Here is an 18,943-nt window from a genome sequence, read left to right on the forward strand (position 1 = left end):
CCCCCCCCCCCCCCCCCCCCCCCCCCCCCCCCCCCCCCCCCCCCCCCCCCCCCGCTTCAGTATCAGATAAAATCGCTATTTTTCCATTAAACCTGGCTGCTCATCTTAGCGATCATCATCAAGAACTCGGCATTGGAGTTAGTGTTCTTCAGTTTAGAAAGCACAAACTCGGTAGCCTGCTGAGGCTCCAGGGCGCTAAGCATCCGCCGCAACTTCCAAGTGACCTGCAGTTCTTCCTTGTTTAGCAGCAGTTCTTCGCGGCGAGTACCCGAGGCGTTCACATCGACCGCGGGGAATAGGCGCTTATCCGCCAACTGTCGCGACAGACGCAGTTCCATATTGCCGGTGCCTTTGAACTCTTCGAAAATAACTTCGTCCATCTTGGAGTTGGTTTCCACCAAGGCGGTCGCCAAAATAGTCAGCGAACCACCGTTTTCGACGTTACGCGCCGCCCCAAAGAATTTCTTGGGTGGATATAGCGCGGAAGCGTCCACACCACCGGACAAGATCCGTCCCGAAGCCGGGGCTGACAGGTTATAGGCACGCCCCAAGCGGGTAATGGAATCCAGCAGTACCACCACATCTTGACCTAGCTCTACCAGGCGTTTTGCCCGTTCAATTGCTAATTCGGCTACCGAGGCGTGATCAGAGGCGGGACGGTCAAAGGTCGAAGCAATAACCTCGCCCTTTACCGTGCGCTGCATATCGGTAACCTCTTCGGGCCGTTCATCTACCAGTACCACCATCAGGTGACATTCCGGATTATTAGTGGTGATCGCATTGGCGATCTGCTGCAAAATAATAGTTTTACCGGCTTTAGGAGGAGAAACGATCAACCCGCGCTGCCCCTTACCAATCGGGGCGATCAGGTCAATAATCCGCTGGGTGGGGTTCTTGGGATTGTTCTCTAGACGCAGCTGCTCATTCGGGTACAGCGGCACCAAATCCTTGAACTGGGTGCGCGCCCGCGCGTCCTCGATACTCATCCCGTTGACAGCGTCCAAACGTACCAGGGCGTTATATTTTTGCCGCCGGTTATTTTCGCCCTCTTTGGGAGGACGCACCGCGCCCTGTACTGCATCTCCAGACCGCAATCCCCAACGGCGCACTTGACCTAAGGTGACATAAACATCATTGGGGCCAGCGATATAACCCGAGGTGCGAACGAAAGCATGGTTGCTTTGCACATCCAATACCCCGGCGATTGGCAAGAGTTCTTCCTCGTTTTCTTCGGAGGATTCCTCGTCATGATGGTCGTTTTTACCGCGACCGCGATTATCATTCCAGTTGTCATCGCGGCGGCGATTCCGGTCCCGCCGGCGGTTGCGCCGTCCCCGACCGCGTCCTTCCCCGCGCTCTTCATCTTCTGCGCTAGGCAAGGCAATCTCATCGACCGAATGCGGGGTCTCCCCCTTATTCTTCCGCCCCTTATTTTGGTTATCTTTCTTGCTGGCGCGCTCGGCTAAATCTTGTTTCAGCTGCTCCTTCGCATCTTTTTTAGCATCTGATTCTTGGCGAACCGCAGCCTGATGTTGTCTGTTGTGTCTGCGCGTATCCGCTTTCCGTTGAGACGAACCGTTTTGGTCGGCACTAGCCTTCACGTTCTCTTGTGCGGCATCACTGGCAGGTTGGGCGGAGCGAGCCTGACTAATCATTTCGATCAGCTCATTCTTCCGCAAGCGGGAGATCCCCCGCAGCCGCATTTTTGCAGCTAGAGCTTTTAGCTCATCCAGCTTCATAGTGCGCAGATCGTTAGCATTCTCGTTTGTGCTCACAAACTTTCCTTTTGAATGTAGGTTGACGCAGATGCGCCTGGATATTAAGAATCGAGAAAAATAGGCCTCGATTTTGAAGGCCGGAACTGAGCGTCCCTGGCAGTAAACCCGCTAGGTGCTTTCGCCTTCGTGAGTTTAGCTTACCAGGATTTTCGGCCGGCAGGAAACTTGCGTTTAGTGAACCTGGCCATGACCTAACTAAAGCGAATACCTTAAACTGCCACAAGCGCCTTAAAGCTCTCGCACCCCGCGAGTATCCAACTCTAAGGTACGAACCTTCCAACCCACTTTCTCTGCCTTGGCTTTGACCTGATCACCCACGTTTTCCAGTGCCAATACACACGGTCCCGCCCCGGAAATAACCGCTGGCAGCTGTTGCGCCCGTAACCAATACATTAAGTCCAAAGAGGCCGGCATAGCGGCTCTGCGATAATTTTGATGCAAATAGTCCGTGGTGGCGGCCATCAATAGTTCGGGATGAGTTTGCAAGGCACTGACCAAGAGTGCCGCGTTCGCCACATTCCGGGCAGCATCAGCGTGGGGCACCTGTTCAGGCAGTAGCGAGCGTGCCTGGGAAGTATCCAACTCAAAATCCGGGATAAACACCGTGGGACACAGGTCGTATTGATTTTTGATTTTCACTGCCCAAGTTCTTGGAAAATCTGGGTTTAGGGCAAGCAGATCCGTTTCTTTAGCCTGATCTTCCTGGTCGTCTTGCCCCATTTCAAGAAAAGGTGAAGTCAGTTCCTTGGTGGTGGCAGCTTCTTCACTGGAAGTCCCGTGGATTCCCGCCAGGGTGATTCCCCCATAAATTGCCGGTGCCAAATTATCGGGATGCCCTTCGAGGTAGGTCGCGATTCGCAGCATAGTGTCGTTATCAAGCACTTCCGGATCGGAAATAATCGCCCGGACAATAGCCAACCCGCTCACGATCGCGGACGCTGATGAACCCAGGCCGCGCGATTGGGGAATCTGATTCTCTTGCCAAAGACTGATCCCCACTTGGGAGGCTCCTACCGCATCGAGACCGAGGCGGATTGCCCGCACTACCAGGTGTTTTTCGTCTGCGGGCAGCTTGTCTTTGCCTTGACCGCGCACGTGCACCTGGGTTTTTCCAACGGTAGCTCGAAAACGTACTCGATCATGCAGGGAAAGCGCTAGTCCCATACAGTCATATCCAGGCCCCAGATTAGCCGAGGTAGCAGGAGCTTTTACTTCCGCCTCGTCCTTAACAATCCGCATCTTGCTTACTTCCGGTTATTTCAAGTCGAGGGCGGCGAGGGCGGCCTCCAGGGTGGGCGCGATTACTTGCGGGTTAATATCGCGATCGCCCAGAGCAGTCGCAGTATCTTTTAGACCGTTACCGGTAACCGTACACACAATAGTCGCACCCTCGGGCACTTTACCTGCCCCAGCAGCCCACAGCAGTCCCGCAACCGAGGCCGCGGAAGCTGGTTCCACAAAAATACCGGTATCGGCCGCTAACCGCGCCTGGGCAGCTAAAATATCTTCATCGCTGACCGCAGTAATAAAACCGTGGGAATCGTCCCTCGCTGCCGATGCATAATCCCAGGAAGCCGGGTTGCCGATACGAATGGCGGTCGCCACGGTTTCCGGGTTGTCAATCGGATGTCCAGCAACGAAAGGTGCAGCCCCTTTAGCCTGAATACCCCACATTTGCGGAACTTTACTGGCGCGCGCCTCCCCTAGCTGGGTTTCTTTTTCCAAGGAGGCGGCGGTGCGCCGACCAGCGTATTCGTTATATCCCATCCAGTAGGCGGAGATATTTCCGGCATTTCCCACCGGGAGAACATGAATATCGGGCGCATCCCCCAAGAAATCAACGATTTCAAAAGCCGCAGTCTTTTGACCCTGCAAGCGGTAGGGGTTGATCGAATTAACCAGGGCTACCGGATAGGATTCGGTGAGCTGGCGGGTAATAGTCAGGCATTGGTCAAAGTTCCCGTCCACTGCCACTAGCCTTGCCCCATGCACAATTGCCTGGGCGAGTTTGCCGGCAGCAATCTTCCCGGCAGGCAGGATTACTGCGCATTCCAGGCCAGCTTTCGCCGAATAAGCAGCGGCAGAAGCCGAAGTATTGCCGGTAGAAGCACAGGCCACCATTTTTTGCCCACTAGAGAGCACCTTGGTAATCGCCATGGTCATACCGCGATCTTTAAAAGAACCGGTAGGGTTCATTCCCTCGACCTTGATAAATACCCGCGCCCCTACCTCGTCCGACAAATCATCGGAGTAGACCAGCGGAGTGCCACCTTCTTGCAAAGTGACGATTTCTTCTTTCTCGCTTATGGGGAGCCAATCTCGATATTCGTTGATTATTCCCTGCCACAGATGCGCCATCTTGCTAGCCCTCCATACTGATTACTTGAATTACTTGGCTCACCGGCTCGGCGGCCTCCAAATCTTTCACCGTCAAGTCTATGTCTCCCGCACTAGCCCAGTCACTTGACAAAGAAACAATCGCTTTCCCGGATTTAGCGTCACTGCGTTGACGCACCTGTTCGATAGAAATCCCGCGGCGAGCAAAAATTCCTGCCACCTCGGCTAATACCCCGGTTACGTCGTCGACCTGCAGACGGATACTGTACTTGGAACTCACCTGCTCAGCCGGCATTTGCGGCAAATCAGCATAGGCGGATTCACGCGGGGCGCTCCCCCCAGAAACCAGGTGGAACGCGGCTGCCACCACATCGGAGAGCACGGCGGAAGCGGTTTGTACCCCGCCAGCACCTTGACCGTAGAACATTAGTCTGCCCGCGGCCTCGGCATCAATCACTATCGCGTTAAAGGCTCCCGCAATGCTTGCGAGCGGATTCTCTGGTTTCACCAATACCGGCTCTACCCGGCAAGATACGCATTCGCGTCCTTGTTCATCTTGCGCGAGCTGGGCAATCGCCAACAGTTTAATAGTGCGCCCCGACTCTTTGGCGTCGGCAATATCGTCCGCGGTAATACTGCGAATCCCTTTCACCGCTACCTGATCTAGAGAAACCCGGGTGTGGAAAGCTAGCTGCGCGAGCAGAGCGCATTTGGCGGCGGCATCTAACCCGTCAATATCGGCAGTCGGGTCAGCTTCGGCGTATCCGAGTTCTTGGGCGGTAGTAAGCGCCTGCTCGAATGACCAGCCTTTCTTTTCCATCTGGTCAAGCATGTAGTTGGTGGTGCCATTAACGATGCCTTGCACCACTTGGACGCGATCGCCAGCTAAGGATTCGCGCAGGCCGTAAACCACCGGGATGGCTCCAGCGACTGCGGCCTCGTAGTAAAGGTCGGCTTCCCGCTCGCGGGAAAGGTCAAACAGTTCCGGGCCGTGTTGCGCGAGGAGGGCTTTATTTCCGGTGACCACAGATTTTCCAGCTTCGAGGGCGCGGGTAATATAGGTGCGCGCCGGCTCGATTCCCCCGATTAGCTCGATTACCAGGTCTGCCTGGTCAATCAAGGGCTCCGCCTGGTCGGTAAGCAGGTCGCGGCTAATAAAATCGGGGCGGGGAGCCGCCAGATTATGTACACAAATACCGATAATCTCTAGGCTGGCTCCACACCTAGCCTGATAATCGGCGGCGCGTTCTTGTAGTAGACGCACTACTTGCGCCCCCACAGTTCCGCACCCAAGTACTGCTATTTTCACCGCTTGCTTCATGTTCACCCTCTTTTCACCACTTTCGGCGGGGCTTTTACCCGCCGGGGTTTTCTACTCTAACGGTTATTGGAGTTCGAGCGCTCCGAAGATTTGTCACTGAGATAAACCGGCGGCTCCGGTATCCAGGCGCAGTAGGTCATCCACGGTTTCTCGCGCAACGATATAGCGCGGAGCCGCTTTACGGCTCAGCCCGATTACCCCGGGACGAGGAACCAGATTATAGTTCGAGGCCATTGCCCGCCCATAGGCGCCGGTAGCTGGAATTACCAGTAAATCACCAGCGTGAATATCAGCAGGCAGGGCAATTTCGGGCACTAAAATATCCCCGGATTCGCAATGCATACCCACTATGCGGCAGCTAGCAGCGGGGGCATCAGAAAGGCGCGAGGCTAAGGTCGCCACATATCCCGCATCGTAGAGGGCGGGGCGAATATTGTCGCTCATGCCCCCGTCTACGCTCACGTATTTGCGGATACTCCCGTCCTCTAGCTGTACATCTTTGACGGTTCCCACCTGGTACAGGCTGACGCATACCGGACCGGCTAGCCAGCGCCCCGGTTCAATCGAAATATGGGGAATGTCGGTGCCTGCCTGCTCGCAGGCTTTCTTTACCGAGGCCGCCAGGGAGCGCGCATATTCACTGGCGCTGGGCACGTCCTCGCCCTGATAGGAAATAGCTAGCCCCCCGCCCAGGTCAACTTCAGGGACAGCTTCCCCTAGTTTTTGCACCTGGGCGCGGAAAGCCAGCAGCCGGTCGGCTGCTACTTGGAAAGATTCTAAATCTTTGATCTGGGAACCGATATGCGAATGCAGCCCCACTAGCTTTAGATTGGGGGCGACAATAATCTTTTTGACTGCCTGGAGGGCGGCTCCTGAGGCCAGGGAGAGGCCGAATTTTTGGTCCTCGTGGGCGGTGGCGATAAAGCTGTGTCCCCCGGCGTGCACCCCAGTGGTTACCCGCACCATCACCGGAGCGGTGGTATTTTCGCTTTCGCAAAGAGACTGTAATAGGTCGATTTCGCCCAGGGAATCTACGATGATCCGCCCAATACCGCGGCGCAGCGCCAAGCGCAAAGATTCGAGGGATTTATTGTTGCCGTGTAGCCCGATTTTCTTAGGGTCAGCTCCCATCGCCGGATGGAGTGCTACCGAAAGTTCCCCCAGGCTGGCGGTATCTATCCCCATACCTGCCCTGGTGAGGGCTTCCCCTAAAGCGGTGCACAGGAAGGCTTTGCCCGCATAGTAGACGCTGGCACCGGAAAATCCGTAGCCCTCCCAGAACTCTTCCGCCATTGCGCTGGAAATGGTTTCGGCGCGGGCAGCGAAATCATCCAGGTCAAACAGGTAGGAGGGGGTGGCGAAATTTTGCGCCAGGTCAGTTACTTTTTGTCCGGCAAAAGATAACTGTCCGTCCTCTTCCCGCCGGGTTCCCCACGGCCAGAGCACAGGATTTTCGGCAGGTTCAGGGCAAGTGAGCATCGGGAAAACCTTTCAAGGATTCAGATTGGTGGGCAACCGCGGTTACATTCGCTAAATTATTGCCAAGCTGACAACTCTTTCAAAACCGTCCATTAAGAAAGACAATCCCTATGGAGACGATATTATTTGCTGGTGGTACGTTCCCTTCCACCACTGCCGGTCAAACACTAATTCCAGCAACCGGGGCGGTCTCGCCTCTCTTCTTATCGGGTAGCGTTGTAAATCGTTTTAAGCATACGGATGCGCTGTTCAAGAGGTGCATCCTTAGGCACACAGATCTTTGCCCCTAGGTACTTCGCTCCCCCTCGTATTGCAGCCTTTGAACATCTAGAAATTTCTTCTTCACTCATGAGTGAGCTGGGTTCATCCGGTTGTGAAGGAAGGTGACCATCAATCCAGGCATACCCGTAAGCACATTCTTGAGAACCGGCACCTGAGAAAAATACTCCCGCAAGTACTCCAGACCGTCCGGCTTCTACAATGTGCTCGTAAGGAGTTGCGGCACTTCTACCTTCTACGGCAGATCGACCCCAGTTAATGTGAATTTTGAGTCCCAGGGTTCGGCAAATCTCGATTTCTTCCTTAAGCGATAAAAAACCTTTTTCGGGTGGCTGCTCCTTAATGAAACGGTCACAGTGCTCCACCACGATCGTTGCTCCGCCCCAGTCCAGTTCTTTTAGTTCTTCAAGGGATGTGCGAAAAGCGCTTGCATCTGCTAGACGGGTAGGTGCGGAATGCACTTGCACCTTACTCACTGCGACATGCCCTAAATAATCGGAAAGCTCTCTGGCTACCTCGGAAATTTGCTTAGCCTGGGCAATAGCGAGGCCGCGTCCTTCTTCATCCGCACAGGCGAGACCGAATAAAGGATTTTTTCCAAGATTCTGCATCGTGCCGGGAATCGCGGTGATTGTGTTCGAATCCCATTGAGGACACAGTCGCTCTGCCAGCCAAGTAGCATTATCGGCAAGATCACCAGGATAAGGAATTTCAATTCCGTTTACCCAATCAAGTTGTCCAAGTAAGCGATAGTACTCATCTTGTTTATTTGTATCCGGCATGGAGGCATATGCACCGACTATGAATTTCTGACTCATAGTTATCTCTTTTCTTAAGGAAGCTACCTTGCTTCCAACTATAAAATTTGTCTGACAAGATGAAATATTAGTTGACAAGCATAGGAACAGCAACAGCGGTGGTGTCGCACACTTCAAATGGATTGTAGGCAAACAGGCAGTAGCAATCTTGCTAGCACCTTGTTTAGTTTCAGCACCTAGATAAGCTCCGCCCGCGGCAGCTTGCGGCGACTGCTGCATTCACACTGATTTTTAGGATTTTATTCCGGGTAGTTGCAACTTGAAGCCCCCAATTGGGGAACGTGTAAAAAATTTCGCGATTTTTTTACACGTTTTTTCGATATGTAAAACTGCTTTACATATAAACCCCGCCCGCGGCAGCTGCGGGAAGCACTGCCTGCAAGCCAGGGTTATCAGCAGCTAGTAGCTTCTCCACCAGATTTGTGGTTTACCCCGGTCAGGGAGTGGTGGCGGCTTGGTAGAGGGTGAACAGATGGGCAACTATTTTACGTTTGACGCCCCATCAACTAGCTGTATCGCACTATTGATTACATCAGCAAAAGCAATTTCACCTACATAGTTATTCTTCCTCGCATAAGCCCGCCACCTATCCAAAAAGGACTGGTCATCTTTTATCGATTCCAGGAGACTACGCAGTTTCTCAAGGTTAAACTCTGTATTCCGATAACGAAATGTTCGACGGCACGCTTCTTTCAATATCGCTTCATTAATATGATGCCTTTGGGAGTTATAAAGTATGTGCAGGTCGTAATAGTCTTTGCTGCGACTATTGAAAAAACCTCGAGAATAGATAGTCTGCAGTTTTTCCGCGATTATCGTTTCTAACGGGTAAGCCTCAATAGGGATGCTTTCATCACTAAAAATACTGGTAAAAATATATTCAACTGGAGACGGAGTTACCGGGTCACCAGTAGCAATATCAAGGGGGAGAATCTGTCTAGTATTCCCCAATCGGCATGCAATACGGACACGATACCCTCCGTATTGGTCAGCCTCACGAATGGGGACTATATCTTGAATCTCATAGGCGAGGTCACCAGATTCTTCTTCTAGAGCTGGAGTTAGCACCTGTTCTATTGATTCCGGCGACATTTCCAGATTGCGGATTAGAAAATCTATGTCTACCGTACTTCTGGTTTGCACTCCAACTACATTCGAGAGCAGAAATCCACCCTTAAAAATGAAACGACCTTTATTTTCTCCAGCAGCCAAGCGTTTTAGAAGATTTTCCAGGAAGTAATATAGCAACACAGTATTAAAACTCAATCCCGTATTTTCTGCTACTTTGTGACAAAGCGCGATAACTTTGGCTCTATTCATGCACAATCTCCATGATTTCTCGTACCCGGTTCTCTATTCGCGCCGCCCGAGCTATCTTCCGCAACAGATAGGCATCTTTGTCTTGGTATTTTGCGTAACCCTGGATTGTTTTAACGTAAGTTTCCGGATCCATATTCTTTTTATGAGCGATAAAATCGCATACTATCCGCTCATAGCCATAGATTGTAACTGGATTGCCACAGCTGGTGGAGACGCAAGTAATGCCCATTTTGAAAATATCTGGGCTCACGTAGTTTATAGAAAGCCATCGGGGTGGATTATTTATCTTATAGCTGTTTTCTACCGTAATCTCGATGACATCTGGAATCTTATCTGTCTGCCCCAGCAAAAAGAGGGCAGTTTCGTAAGAAAAAACGGTTTTCTTAAACCTATGCTGAAGAATAAAGAGCTCGTCATACTCGCCCTCCGGGCGCCCGTACAGCCCCCGCGCCAAACGAATTAGACGTCCCTCCCTGACCATCCGCGTCAGGTAAACAGTGGGGACACCTTGCTCCCTGCACTGAGACGCCGTAATTACGCCTTTTCGTGCGTCAATACAGGCCAAGATTCTATCTTGATAATCCACACCAGCACTTGTTGCGTTCACACTGAAACTTTATAGTTTTTTCAGTGTAGATACAACAATAAGTTGCGATAGGGAGGCGCTGCTTGCAAGCCAGGGTTATCAGCAGCTAGCAGCTTCTCCGCCAAATTTGTGGTTTACCCCGGTCAGGGAGTGGTGCCGGCTTGGTAGAGGGTGAACAGATGGGCGATGATTTTGGTTTCGTCACCGGCAAAGTCCACCCCGTAGGCGGCTTCCACTGCCCGATCTAGCTGGGCGTGCGCCCGGACTAACTCGGGATAGAGGAAATCATTGTCCGGGTCATACAGTTCCGCCAAGGTAGCTGGGGCGTAGACTTTTCTTTTCTCGAGGACGAGGGCGGCGGCCTCCTCGATCGCTCGCTTTTGCTGCGGAGTGGGACCTGGCCAAATAAAAGTGTTATAGACGGTGGTATTCCCGTAGCTGTAATCGCTTTTCAGCCTGCCAGCAACCACCCGCATCCAGGCATTATGAAACTGGGAAGTGAGGACACCGAAATGGTAAATATCAGCGGTGGGAACAAAATAGAGTTTGTCTCCCGGAATCATCCCGTCAGTAACAAAGCCAATCGGTATATAGCGTCTACGTTCTGAGGACACCTTTGGGAACCCAAGATAGGTTCCGTCCCGGAATTTTCCGCAGGGACGCAACAGGTGCGGACGATCTGCCAGCTTATAGGCGTCGCCTGTCGGGGTTTGCTGCTCACGCCAGGCTCGGCAAGCCTCAATATGTTTGCGCACTTCCGGCACTTTTTTCAGTTCCGCCCCGGTAATCTGCGGTAACCAGAGGCAATAGCGGTCGATGCCTTTTATAAATTCTGCCCCCATAGAGAAGGGGCGAATCCATTTTTCGGCTGCTGGTTCTTTGGCGAGCAGCTCGTCACGCTGCTGGGCGGAAAGCAATAGATTTTGTCCGTCAGTAGGCTGGAAGCCCTTTGCCATGTACGGCACATCAGAAAGCGGTTTCATCTGCTTGTCTACAAACACATCTGGGGCAGCAGTCAAATAGCCGTTAATATGTTCTACCTGGTAGCGGCGAGACTCGCCCTCTTTAGGATGCTCAAAAAGATATTTCGGCTGCTCATCCTGATAAGAAAATCCAATAATCACCACATGCACATGGGCTTGATTCTCCGCTTCGTTCCCCCAAACGAAACTGCGGTGGGCAAAGTTAATGCGAATCCCGTCCTCAAACAGCGGTCGCCAAAGCGGGGTAACCTGCTGTCCTTGGCAAATACTGTTGGTAGACACGAAAGCCGCCCGGATCTGGGTGCCGCGCATATAGTCGGCAGCTTTCTGATACCAGCAGGCTACATAATCCAGTACCCCCCCCCGCTTACCAAATAAGTCCGCCCGATCTTGCTTTTGCTCCGGGGAGTGATTGGAGTAGCCAATAAACGGCGGGTTGCTGATTAAAAACGAGCACTTCTCGGCAGGAAGCAGCTGCTCCCAGTCCATGCGGATCGCGTTCGCCAGCACAATATTGGATTCATCTTGCAGTGGTAAATCCGCTACTTCTCGCTGCAAAATCGCCGCCGTTTCCCCATTAGCTTGCAGTTCGGCAATCCACAGCGCAGTGCGCGCCACCGCCACCGCGAAATCATTAATTTCAATCCCATAGAACTGTCCCAGATTCACTTTTATCTGGTTAGTCGCGGCGCCCTCTTGTTCAAACTCCCAAGCTTGTTGTCCCCGTTCTAGCTCCGCAATCACCTGGTTTTCCAGGCGGCGCACCTCGATATAGGTTTCGGTCAGGAAGTTCCCAGATCCGCAAGCGCTATCCAGCCAGGTCAAACTAGCTAAACGATTTTGGAAAGCCCGCAGTTTCGCCCGCCGCGACCTATCGGAAATCCCCGGATCAGAAAGAATCCCCTCTAGCTCATTCTTTAGGCGGTCAAGGAAAAGCGGATCGATTACCCGGTGAATATTTTCCGGACTGGTGTAGTGCATTCCTCCACTGCGGCGAGTTTCCGGGTTCAAAGTCGATTCAAACACGCCCCCAAACACAGTGGGAGAAATCTGTGACCAGTCAGTTCCTTGCGAAACCTCGTTAAGTAAAAGGTCGCACAATTCCTCGGTAAAGTTCGGAATCTCTAAAGCTCGCCCGGTCTCTCCCGCCAACGAGGACGGAAAAACCGTAGCCCCGTCCCCGGCACTAGCCCCTGCCAGCGCGTCCTCTCCATCATCAAATCCCGTAGCAACCCCAGCGCTGGCAGCAGAATCGCGGAACAGTCCCCCATTCACATAGGGGAAAACCGCCAGTTCTTCCTCCAGATAGGGATCTCGCTGTTCAAGTGGGGTATCTAGCACTTGGAACAGGCGTTGCAGCGCTCCTCGGGTTTGGGAAGCGGTAAAACCCCGCAGGTAACGCAGCAGCGCGTCCTTGCCAAATAGCCCCGCGTCCTCGGCAAAAAGGCAGAACACTAGCCGCACACACAGCACATTTAGGCAGTGCTGCGACCAGGCAGAATCTGGGTCTTGGTATTGCTCCAATAGGCCGCGATGCAGCTTGCCAATCAGCTGTCCGGCGCGGATTGAGACTTGGCGCTCCTTTTCCGTACGCGAATATGCCGGGTCAATCAAAAAATCGAGTAGATAAGACTGCTCGGGCAGTTCCGCCAAAGAAAACTCGATATAGTCACCGGCAGGGTCATCCTTGTTTAGGTCGTGAAGACGGAAACAGTCGAAGTTGCAAACGATAATAAAATCCGGGCGTTGCCGATTAGGTAGCGCATCTGCATAACGTTTAGCCTGCTCAAAAGGGGTGACCATCTTGCCTTGACGCAGCTCGCCCCGATCTAGGTTCACGCCGGAAGATTTTTGCTCCACGATGGTGCGCGCCGAGGGAATCACCACGTCAATAAATCCGCCCGCCCGCGTGCGCTGCTCGAAGCGACACCTGGTGGAAACCTCGCGCATTCCCAATACGTCTTGCAGCAAGGACAGCCAAAAACTGTGGGTTTCGCCCTTTTCGTAGCCGTGACCTGCCCATTGTTGCACGAAATGCTCCGCCGCCCGCCGCCGGCTACCTACTTCACTCACCACGGTTTCCTTTATTGCCTAACGTCACCGTCACCAGTCACGCTACCTCGCTTTGGTTACCTTGCCAGCCTACCCGCAATCCTCCGGTTTTTTAGCCGACTTTTCCTTTGCGCTGGTTTTATAAAGGCGTTTGTAGGCATGGCGCAGCAGCTAGATTTTCCTCGCAGAGGTCTAGATTGTTTGTTCCGCGAGTGTCGTTTTGACTCCGAGGGCCGGGGTGTTGAGCAAAGCAAACTTATGCGTTATCACGCAAAGACCTTTAGCTGTTCTGGGTGGGGGAAGATTCTTCGGTCATATGTAAATCAACCGCTACTAGACGGCGTTTGTAGGCGCGGCGCAGCGAATTACGCAAAGGCATAAAACCAATCAACACCACGGCAAGAATCGCCCAAGCTGCTGCAATCACCAGCCACAGCCCACCGCGAGCGCCCGCTACATCCACTACGGAACCGCCAAGCCACGCACCACCAGAAATACCTAAAGTAAAGAAGGTATTTAGCCACGCCATCCCCTCGGTGAAACGAGCAGGAGGAACCACCTGAGACAAAATATTGGTGGCGTTAGTCATGGTGGGAGCATAGGTCGCGCCGGTTAAGGCTAGACACAACCCCAAAATCCAGGGATTGAAGGCGAAAAAGAAAGTAGAAAAACCAATCGCCATTAAGGTGATTCCCCCCAAGAACAAGCGCAAGGCGCTGATCCCCCATTCTTTAGCCCCATAAATCACCGCAGAGCTAAAAGAAGTCACCCCAAACATGGCCAGCAGTAGCCCCGAAATCTGGGCTACCCCTTGCTCGCGACAAAACGCCACCACCGTCAAATCCAGACCACCAAAAGTAAAACCACAGAGCATAAAAATCAGCCCCAAAATCACCATGGCTGCCGATTTCATCAACGGTTTAGCTTCCTGGTCGCTTAAATCAGATTTAGCGGTCACGACGGGCTCAGTAGCGCGCTGCGATAAAAACCAGAACCCACCAATACCGGAAGTAAGCAAACAAGCCACAATCCCAGCCGCGGGGTGAACCACGGTGGCCAGCACCGTGGCAATAATCGGGCCGAAAATAAAAATCAGTTCATCAACAGCAGCCTCGAAAGCATAAGCCGTATTTAACTTACGCGACCCCGCGAGCAAATGCGTCCAGCGCGCCCTCACAAATGCCCCGAAAGAGCCGGTAGTAGCCCCCGATAACAGGGCAAATAGGTAGAGCGTCCAGCGCGGAGCATGGAATAGAGCCGAGAGCATCAAAGCCAACAGTAAAACCAGGGAACAGGCAACCAGAGGGCGTAAAACTTTGGCTTGCCCGTAACGATCCACTAGCCGAGCCTGAATTGGGGATGCCGCCGCCATGGCGATAACCACTAAAGCATTGACCTGTCCGGCCAGTGAATATTCCCCGTAGAGGGTGGAAATCATTAGCAGGGTGGACAGCCCCGCCATCGCCATCGGGAAACGCGCTACCGCTCCAGCGAGCGAAAACCTAAGAGCGCCAGGGTAGGAAAAAATCTCCCGATAAGACTTAAACATATTCCCTAGCCTACTGTTTTGGCAGTTAGTAGTTAATTTACGAGGCGGTGAAAATGGTTACTCCCACCCCTTCACCTTCTACCGGCACGTCCTGCCCCCACCCTCTCCCTCTTAAAATGCGCGCAACGCCGACTTGCGGAGTGTGGCTGGGTAATCACAAAACCCTACCAAGCCCGTTAAACTACCGTTATGGGGTTGTCGAATAATCGGCTTTGGAGACGCGGGTGCACCGCATTAGTGATAATCGGGATTATTTGCATCGTCACCCTCGGATATATCGGGCACCCCGTATTTGCTTGTCGAGTTTTCGCCCTAATGCTGCTGAGCTTAGGGGTTTACCGGCTGCTAGACCGTTCCCCCAAAGCCTGGTGTGCAGTACGCTCCTGGTGGCTTGACTGTATTGCCCTGTTTTCCCTGTCCATAGCCCTGTTTATTCTCGCCCCTTACGGCGGGATTATTATGCCGACCGGGCTTTAAGCGAGCGACCCCATCGGATCCCAGGCGGGCAACACTATCGGTGCGTCCTCGGAATCGAGGACTGCGCGATATTCTTCAGGCAGCCGGTCGCGGTGAACTGCGATTTCAAATACGTATTCGTCAAACCAGGAATCATTCATAGTATAGAATCCCTGGTCGGCGCGATCTTCGCAGCCCCAAGAGTTTTCCACCCGCCAGCGGCGCGGAGCCCCATCCAGCATATCTACCCCTACAAACAACATGGCGTGAGTCATTAGGGATTCGTGGGAGAGCAGGCGTTCTTCCTTGTCCATCCCGAAATGCACTCCGTAAACCGAGCCATAGTCATAGAGATTCTTATCCCACAGCGACAGTTCCCTATCTGCCTGCTGCTCGGTGTCACAACCGAACCACACCGGTTTTCCGGCCTGCAATACCGTAGCCGCGCAATCTTTCATCACCTGGATGGGGACGTTCAAGTAACGCACCGGGGCAGCACCCAGCACATTGCCCAGGCGATCGACGGTATAGGTCTTCCCATAGGGATTGGCTTCGCGCGGATCATTCACCAAACACACATAGTTACGCAGGTCATTGACGATATATTTATCGGCGAACTCTTGCGGGGTAACTTCTCCCAGCCGCTCGAACTTGTTGTCTTTATCGTTATATTGCCAAACAAACTTTTCCGGAGGAGTCCCCAGGTGGATATTAAGAATCCGGTGGACTCCTTTGAGCAGTCCCGCCTTTACCTCCCCGACAGTTTCCGGCTGGTTGTGCGCGGCTTTCCGCACCGCGAGAGCGCCCTCCCGCAAGTAACGCTCCAAAATCCGATCCATGTTTTTCGAGTTCGAGGAGGATTCGGTTTCCGGCATTGCCCACTTAGGCACTACCCCGTATTTATCCACCAGCGCCACAAACATATTCCACTGACCACCGTCCCCAATCGGGTCAGACAGCAGGTGGGAAACCGTGCGATCATCAAGATCGCGATCGGCCAGCTCAATTTGGGATTCTAGGAAGTAGTTAGCTTTTTCGAGTTTGTCCCAATAGAACAGGTACGTCTGCGAGAACTCAAAATTTTCTACGTTTAGGCGTTTAATCATCGACGAACGCAGCAGGTTTAGACCGGCGAACAGCCAGCAGCGTCCCGATTTCTTTTGATTAGCGACCGGCCACGCATCAAGTTTGTGGGACATGGAACGGTCAGCGAACGCAACTACCTGGTGATTTTGTGCCACTTGATCCACGTCAGAGTTAGTCACCGCGTTTTGCATTAGCTTGCCGTGCGGATCCGCGCTAAATTCATTGCGCATTTCCGCTAGCATTTCTGGGGTTAATGTTGCTTCGCGTTCGTTCACTGTTCCTCCTAAAATTGGGCGGATGCCCGCCTTCTGTGGGCAAAACTATCCCGGCAAACTCTCCCGCTTTTGGGTTAATACCGCAGTTTCGCCTTTTTGTTCCTGCTTCCAAAATAGCCCATCGTTCTCACTTAGTTAATTTAGGGCGCTTAACGCTGTGAGGCCGACGCGGATCCACCGGGTTGAACTTAAATTTTTTGCGACGAGGACGCATTCCGTCGTTTCCGGCGGCTATCGTGTTTGCGAGATACTTTTCCAGTGCAACCCCTATTTGTCGTCCTCCAGCTGCGCGAGCAGCTCGTCAACCTGCTTAATCCAGATCCGTCCGGAAATATCCGAGGGCATCCGCAGGTCACCTCGAGGACTCAAGCCGAATCCGGAGGTTATTCCCGGCCCGCCAGGTACACAAGTTCGCTTGAACTGGGAAGTAAAGAAGCGGCGCAAGAACTCGTGCAGCCAGCGCAAAATAGTTTCCAAATCGTATTGGTGACGATCCGCTTCCGGCAGATCTGCCGGCCAAACGCCGTTATCTTTATCCCGCCAGGCTTGCCAGGCCAGATAGGCAATATCGCGGGGTTCGCGCCCTAACAGCAGGTGGTAAAGGAAGAACTCGTGCAGTTCGTAAGGACCGATGGTGTCCTGGGTGGATTGCAGTTTTTCTCCACCTCCCGGAATCAGTTCCGGGGAGATTTCTTGCGCCAAAATATCTTGCAGCACTTTAGTGCAAGCCTCGCCGAACAGATTTTCCCGGCAAGCCCAACGGATCATAGTTTGCAACATAGTCTTCGGGATCCCGGGATTAACCGAATAATGCGACATATGGTCGCCCACCCCATAGGTGCACCACCCGAGAGCGGCCTCCGATAAATCTCCGGTTCCAATCACCAGTCCGCCCTGATGGTTAGCAATCCGGAACAGGTAATCGGTGCGCAGCCCCGCCTGCACGTTCTCGAAAGTCACGTCATATTGGGCGGCACCTTTAGCGAAAGGATGACCCATATCGGCGAGCATTTGCCGGGCTGCGGGGCGAATATCGATTTCTTCGCATTTGATCCCGAGCGATTCACAAAGTTTATAAGCGTGAGATTTTGTGCCTTCCGAGGTGGCGAAACCGGGCAGGGTGTAGGCCAAAATTTGGGATTTTTCGAGCCCGAGGCGGGCGGCCACCTCACTGCACACCAAAATCGCCTGGGTGGAATCTAGACCGCCAGATACCCCCAACACCATTTTGGGGTTACCTACTGCCTGCAAGCGCTTTTTCAGTCCGTAAACCTGAATCTCGAACGCCTGCCGACAGGCGCGGTCGATGCCTGCCTGGTCCGTAGGTAAGAATGGGAACCTCGCCGGAGCGGGACCCAGTGCAACCTGCGCATCCTTGGAAGTTGCGGCATTAGAAACATTTGCCCAGGGATCGAAAGGTATCGCTGCCCCGGCAGCTCCTACTCCCAGACGAATTTTTACTTCCCAGGTTTTTTCGATTTTCCCGGCCTGGGTATCCGCGAAACTGCTTTCGCGCCGCCGGCGATTGACGAGGGCGGTCAAATCAATATCGGCCAGGGCAATCCGGGTGTCGGTGGGGAACGGATCGGTTTCCGCAATCTTAGAGCCGTCTTGGTAGATAAAGGTTCGCCCATCCCAAGCCGAATCGGAGGATGACTCTCCATTGCCGGCTCCCGCGCTCACATAGGCGCAAATCCCGCGCCGCGAAGTGGCTCCTGCCAGGAGTCGCTGTTGTTCTCCGCCCTCTAAAGTAGCAGGATAGGCCGCGGGATTCACGATTACGCTTGCCCCTTGCAGGGCAAGAGGCAGCGCCAGGGAACGCGCCGCAGTCCCGTCGCTACCAACTTCCGCCCCCACTGCCAGGCCAGCCACGTCCTCGATATTGATTATCCCGTTTCCAATAGGAGCCTCGCTGGCTCCCGGAATCTGGGGCGCCTCCCAGCGAGCATCCGCAGGAAGGTGGGCGCCAGAAGTAAAGTAGCGTTTTTCATAAGCTTCACTAGAAAGAAAAACTTTCGGAGTCAGCGCAATAACTTTCCCCCGCGCCAAAAACACCGCACAATCATAGATTTGCCCCGCTATCCGTAAGGGGGCTCCCACCACGATTAGCTCGGCGCAATCCGAAGTCGCTTTGGCCAGCAGTTCTATTCCTTTTTCCACACTCGCTAACAAACGCTCAGAAAACACCAGGTCATCGAGGGTGTAACCGGAGATGCACATCTCCGGAAATACTGCTACACAAGCACCTTGGCGGGCAGCTTGTCGCGCTGCCGCCGCGATTTCCGGTACATTTCGATCCGGCTCGCCGGGATGGCTGGGAATAGTAATGGCCGCGACCCGGGCGAAACCGTGCGCATAAGAGCTAGCAAAAGTCATGTACATATTATTGCACCCGCCCTCGCAACCGTCTGCCTCCCTAAATGTAATCAGCGTCTAATTAGCGGGCGCTGATTTAGTAAGCTCCGGGGTAAATGTGTAGAATCATTGAAGTCCAGCCCCGATAGCTCAGTGGATAGAGCGTTCGCCTCCGGAGCGAAAGGCCGCAGGTTCGAATCCTGTTCGGGGCACCATGTGATGTCCCGTGACATGTGTCCGCATATGTCGCGGGATTTTTTGGGTTTTTG

At 53.3% G+C, this 18,943-nt stretch carries 13 protein-coding genes and 1 tRNA gene; 2 read left to right on the forward strand and 12 right to left on the reverse strand.

The genetic code is table 11. The features are described from left to right. Positions 1-86: 86 nt before the first annotated feature. The 10 genes from rho to L0M99_RS09405 all read right to left on the reverse strand — a co-directional run bounded on the left by rho (position 87) and on the right by L0M99_RS09405 (position 14,502). Positions 87-1,775, reverse strand: coding sequence for a transcription termination factor Rho (gene rho / locus L0M99_RS09360; RefSeq protein WP_024059547.1), 1,689 nt, complete (start codon positions 1,773-1,775; stop codon positions 87-89). Positions 1,776-2,006: 231 nt separating this feature from the next. Then, complete coding sequence (gene thrB / locus L0M99_RS09365; protein WP_024059548.1) at positions 2,007-3,017, reverse strand: homoserine kinase; 1,011 nt, start codon at positions 3,015-3,017, stop codon at positions 2,007-2,009. A 15-nt stretch (positions 3,018-3,032) separates the two neighbouring features. Then, positions 3,033-4,136 carry a threonine synthase gene (thrC, locus tag L0M99_RS09370; RefSeq protein ID WP_024059549.1) on the reverse strand — a complete coding sequence of 368 codons (1,104 nt, stop codon included), beginning with the start codon at positions 4,134-4,136 and terminating at the stop codon, positions 3,033-3,035. A 4-nt stretch (positions 4,137-4,140) separates the two neighbouring features. Continuing rightward, complete coding sequence (locus tag L0M99_RS09375; protein ID WP_024059550.1) at positions 4,141-5,436, reverse strand: homoserine dehydrogenase; 1,296 nt, start codon at positions 5,434-5,436, stop codon at positions 4,141-4,143. Between the two features lie 93 nt (positions 5,437-5,529). Next, positions 5,530-6,915, reverse strand: a complete 1,386-nt coding sequence (lysA, locus tag L0M99_RS09380; RefSeq protein WP_024059551.1) for a diaminopimelate decarboxylase — start codon at positions 6,913-6,915, stop codon at positions 5,530-5,532. Between the two features lie 203 nt (positions 6,916-7,118). Further along, positions 7,119-8,012 (reverse strand): DUF4862 family protein, encoded by an 894-nt coding sequence (locus L0M99_RS09385; protein WP_024059552.1) that lies wholly within the window; start codon positions 8,010-8,012, stop codon positions 7,119-7,121. Positions 8,013-8,492: 480 nt separating this feature from the next. Next, positions 8,493-9,332, reverse strand: coding sequence for a nucleotidyl transferase AbiEii/AbiGii toxin family protein (locus L0M99_RS09390; RefSeq protein WP_238128426.1), 840 nt, complete (start codon positions 9,330-9,332; stop codon positions 8,493-8,495). Continuing rightward, positions 9,325-9,939 (reverse strand): type IV toxin-antitoxin system AbiEi family antitoxin domain-containing protein, encoded by a 615-nt coding sequence (locus L0M99_RS09395; protein WP_238128427.1) that lies wholly within the window; start codon positions 9,937-9,939, stop codon positions 9,325-9,327. The genes L0M99_RS09390 and L0M99_RS09395 overlap by 8 nt, the downstream gene beginning before the upstream one ends. 122 nt (positions 9,940-10,061) lie before the next feature. Then, on the reverse strand, positions 10,062-12,974 hold the full coding sequence (locus L0M99_RS09400) for a DNA methyltransferase (protein ID WP_238128428.1): 2,913 nt from the start codon (positions 12,972-12,974) through the stop codon (positions 10,062-10,064). Between the two features lie 259 nt (positions 12,975-13,233). Continuing rightward, a complete protein-coding gene (locus L0M99_RS09405; protein WP_024059558.1) occupies positions 13,234-14,502 on the reverse strand; it encodes an MFS transporter in 1,269 nt (422 codons plus the stop codon). Positions 14,503-14,691: 189 nt separating this feature from the next. On the opposite strand from L0M99_RS09405, the gene L0M99_RS09410 reads away from it, so the two are divergent. Next, positions 14,692-14,979, forward strand: coding sequence for a hypothetical protein (locus L0M99_RS09410; protein WP_024059559.1), 288 nt, complete (start codon positions 14,692-14,694; stop codon positions 14,977-14,979). Here L0M99_RS09410 and L0M99_RS09415 read toward each other — a convergent pair. Together L0M99_RS09415 and L0M99_RS09420 are read right to left on the reverse strand one after the other, a co-directional pair. Then, positions 14,976-16,319 carry an aminopeptidase C gene (locus L0M99_RS09415; protein WP_024059560.1) on the reverse strand — a complete coding sequence of 448 codons (1,344 nt, stop codon included), beginning with the start codon at positions 16,317-16,319 and terminating at the stop codon, positions 14,976-14,978. The genes L0M99_RS09410 and L0M99_RS09415 overlap by 4 nt on opposite strands. A gap of 267 nt (positions 16,320-16,586) precedes the next feature. Next, positions 16,587-18,695 carry an NAD(+) synthase gene (locus L0M99_RS09420; RefSeq protein WP_238128429.1) on the reverse strand — a complete coding sequence of 703 codons (2,109 nt, stop codon included), beginning with the start codon at positions 18,693-18,695 and terminating at the stop codon, positions 16,587-16,589. A gap of 118 nt (positions 18,696-18,813) precedes the next feature. On the opposite strand from L0M99_RS09420, the gene L0M99_RS09425 reads away from it, so the two are divergent. Further along, positions 18,814-18,889: transfer RNA gene (locus L0M99_RS09425), tRNA-Arg, on the forward strand. Positions 18,890-18,943: the final 54 nt, after the last annotated feature.

The sequence above is a fragment of the Varibaculum cambriense genome (assembly GCF_022133705.1).
GTDB lineage: Bacteria > Actinomycetota > Actinomycetes > Actinomycetales > Actinomycetaceae > Varibaculum > Varibaculum cambriense_A.